Consider the following 3905-nt stretch of genomic DNA (forward strand, 5'->3'; position numbering starts at 1 on the left):
GCTCAGAGAGAAACGATACCTGGGGAAAAAGTGGACCTTAATAAGCTCAAAGATTTTAAAATTAAAGTCAATGAACCTTTGAAACATGATCATTATGCTCTCTACCAAGTGGACTATAAACTAGATGAACTTAGTACGATGGCTTTTAATTTAATTAATAAAAAAACCGAAGAGAATTATGGAAGCTTGAAGGTTGATTTGAATAACCCTCAAAAGAAATACGAATTAAATAAGGGATATTCAGTAGATTTAATCAGTTACTTCCCAGATTTCGAGTTCGATGAAAAAGGACACCCAAGAACGATATCGAAGATTCCGAATAATCCGGCATTTATCTTTAAAATGTACACACCGGATAAACCAGATGGTGAAGTCAGTTTTGTTGCGATAAAAGAGACTGTGGAACCATTAGGTGAAAATACATATAAAATGGCTTTTAATGGTGTAGAAACTAAAGATGTCACTGCTTTGACGGTTAGAAAAGATCTTACACTGTGGATTCTGTTCACAGGTGGAATCATTTTTATGGTAGGTGTCGTCCAAGGTTCATATTGGAATCACCGACGTATTTGGATTAAAAGGAAAAATGAGGAGATATTAATTTCCGGCCATACAAACAAAAACTGGCACGGTATTAAAAGAGATATAAAACATGCGATAGAATCCACTTCTCTTTGCGAACCATCGGATCAACTTGAGGAGGAGAAATCTTCTACTAAGGGGGAAGTTTTAAATGGCTGAATTAAGCAGTAACTTTTTATATGCAGCTTTTATTTTATATCTGATTGCTACCTTTTTATTCGGAGGATCGATTAAGGATAAACGAGGAGCAGAGGAAAAGAAACAAAACAAATGGGCTAAATTGGGGATTATGATTACCATTCTCGGTTTTGCTTCACAAATTGGATATTTTATCACTAGGTGGATTGCTGCCGGGCATGCGCCGGTAAGTAATCTATTTGAATTTACAACCTTTTTCGGAATGATGCTGGTTGGTGCTTTCATATTAATTTATTTCCTTTATAAATTGCCTGCTCTTGGGCTATTTGCCTTACCTATTGCCTTATTAATTATCGCATATGCAAGTATGTTCCCAACAGAAATTTCACCACTCATTCCTGCACTGCAGAGTGATTGGCTTCATATCCATGTAACAACTGCAGCGGCAGGACAGTCTATCCTTGCGATTAGTTTTATTGCTGCTATAATTTATTTAGTCAAATCCGTAGATCAATCTCAATCGAGCAAACGAACGTTCTGGCTCGAAATCATCATGTACACGTTAGTAAGTACCATAGGTTTTGTCATTATCACTTCAACTTTCGCAGCCATGGACTATAAAGCGAATTTTGATTGGGTCGATAAACATGATGAGCTGGCAAAACAGGAATTTAATCTTCCTGCACTTGTAGGTCCCCATGAAGGGGAACTAACTGATACAGAACGATTTGAACCACTGGTGAACATGCCTGCGATAATTAATGCTAAGAAACTGAATACAGTCATTTGGTCGATGGGAATCGGACTCGTTCTTTATGGTCTGATTAGACTGATTTCTCGTAAAAGAGTTGCCGCATTGATCAAACCGATTGTCAAAAATGTAAATTTGAATTTATTGGATGAAATCAGTTATCGTTCGGTTCTTATCGGTTTTCCAATCTTTACACTTGGAGCCCTCATTTTTGCCATGATCTGGGCTCAAGTTGCCTGGACACGATTCTGGGGCTGGGATCCGAAAGAAGTTTGGGCACTGGTTACTTGGTTGTTTTATGCAGCTTTCTTACATTTGCGTATGTCAAAGGGTTGGCAGGGAGAAAAATCAGCGTGGCTAGCCGTTATCGGTTTTGCTATTATGATATTTAACTTAATATTTGTTAATCTTGTTATTGCTGGTTTGCATTCGTATGCTTGATTCGGTAATTTAATAAATTAGATTAAGGGGGTCTTTTGGTAGAAACATCGAGGAGAATACTTATCGATGTTTCTAAGAATGATCCCTTTTTCTATACTATTATTTCCATGTTATTCCCGGGGAAATAACAACCAGACCTTAGTGTGGGAACAGAAGGAGTGTGTTTATTGTGACAAAATGGTGAATAGTTCATAGAAGCTAAACAGAATTGGCTATTTATCGTACTTTGGAAGGAAAAAATATTAGTCATAGAAGTTTTCATTTTGTAAAATATATGTAGGGAGGCTGATTACATAATGTATAATGCTATTAAAGTTCTCGTGGTGGATGATGAGGAAAGAATCCGCCGTTTGTTAAAAATGTATTTGGAAAGAGAAGAATACATAATTGATGAAGCTGAAAATGGAGATGTTGCTTTATCAAAAGCTCTTGAAAATGATTATGATTTAATTTTATTGGATATTATGATGCCAGGTAAAGATGGAATCGAAGTTTGCCGTGAGTTAAGAGAGAAAAAAACAACACCTATAATCATGCTTACTGCAAAAGGAGAAGAAGTCAATCGGGTCCAAGGATTTGAAGTAGGGACTGATGATTATATTGTCAAACCATTCAGTCCTCGTGAAGTTGTGTTAAGGGTGAAAGCGTTATTACGCCGTTCTTCAAGCACGAGTTACGTGCAGACCGAAACGACGACAAAAGATGTGATTGTCTTTTCCCATTTAACAATTGATAATGATGCACATCGTGTACTTGCTGATGATAAAGAGGTATCTTTGACACCAAAAGAATATGAATTATTGTATTTCTTAGCGAAATCACCTGATAAAGTATTTGATCGCGAGCAATTGTTAAAAGAAGTGTGGCATTATGAATTCTTTGGAGACCTTCGAACTGTTGACACGCATGTTAAACGCCTACGTGAAAAATTAAACCRTATATCCGAAAATGCTGCCAAGATGATTGTCACTGTTTGGGGTGTCGGTTACAAGTTCGAAGTTATTAATGACTGATGTTATGGGGCAGTGTTGTAGGGAAGCTTTGGGCAACCATTCTATTGCTCGTGTCATTTGTATTAATCGTTTTAACCGTTCTATTAGTAGAATTCTTTCAGAATTTTCAAATTGAAAATATTGAAAATGATTTAACCAAAACGGCAGAGCAGATCATAGAGGTTACAAATGATCATCAGGGCTCTAGCAATTATGTTTTACAAATAGCTTCGGAATTGATAGGCGACGAAACGAAAATGATTATCCTTAATGATGAAAAAATGATATTCTCATCAATCGGTGATAAGGAGATTAAAATTACGCCAGAGTCAATTAAAAATGATCCCGATTTGCAGAAAGTTTTTACGGAAAGAAAGACTGTAAAAAAAGAAATGGCGCTATCTGAGGACAATGGAAATAAGGAATTATCTGCAATCGTTGTCGGAGTGCCACTTGAACTAAATGGAGAGCAGGACGAGGTCTTCTTATTTCAATCCTTGGAGTCCATGGAAGAAACCACTAAGTCCACAACGCAATTCATTCTGTTGGCAGCAGGGATTGCCATTATTTTAACAACGATTTTTGCTTTCTTTTTATCTACAAGGATCAATGCTCCGCTGGTGAAGATGAGGGAAGCCGCCCTAGCCATTGCTAGGGGGAAATTTGATACAAAGGTGCCTATCTTGACTCAGGATGAAATTGGTGAGTTGGCAATAGCATTTAATCAGATGAGAAAGCAATTGAAATTCAATATGAATGCTCTTAGCCAGGAAAAAGAACATCTTTCGAGCATCCTTAGTAGTATGGCGGATGGAGTCATTACCTTCAATAAAGATGGAACTATCCTGGAAACGAATCCGCCAGCGGAAAGATTTCTGCAATCTTGGTACTTTGAAAAAGGCTACAACCGGGAAGATAATGTAAATGTCCCTTTGGTACTGATGAATCTATTTGATGAATCAGAGTCTTTCGATAAGGAGCAAGTCGGGGAAATTACATTG

Annotated in this window: 4 protein-coding genes; all 4 read left to right on the forward strand. The window is 37.2% G+C overall.

Annotated features, from left to right (window positions below; translation table 11 throughout):
- Positions 1-741 (forward strand): cytochrome c biogenesis ResB family protein (locus AC1DUW_RS22835; protein ID WP_477643535.1); only part of this gene is annotated, 741 nt, incomplete at its 5' end.
- Positions 734-1912, forward strand: a complete 1179-nt coding sequence (ccsB, locus tag AC1DUW_RS22840; protein ID WP_477643536.1) for a c-type cytochrome biogenesis protein CcsB — start codon at positions 734-736, stop codon at positions 1910-1912. The genes AC1DUW_RS22835 and ccsB, both read left to right, overlap by 8 nt.
- A 296-nt stretch (positions 1913-2208) precedes the next feature.
- Entirely contained in the window at positions 2209-2925 is a 717-nt protein-coding gene (locus AC1DUW_RS22845; RefSeq protein ID WP_477643537.1) for a response regulator, read from the forward strand.
- On the forward strand, positions 2925-3905 hold a 981-nt coding region (locus AC1DUW_RS22850; RefSeq protein WP_477643538.1), incomplete at its 3' end, for a HAMP domain-containing protein. The genes AC1DUW_RS22845 and AC1DUW_RS22850, both read left to right, overlap by 1 nt.

This window comes from Peribacillus sp. P4_C12, assembly GCF_056402095.1.

Excerpts from the sequence above, each read along its gene's own strand:
- ccsB (WP_477643536.1), top strand. The coding sequence starts at position 734 with ATGGCTGAATTAAGCAGTAACTTTTTATATGCAGCTTTTATTTTATAT.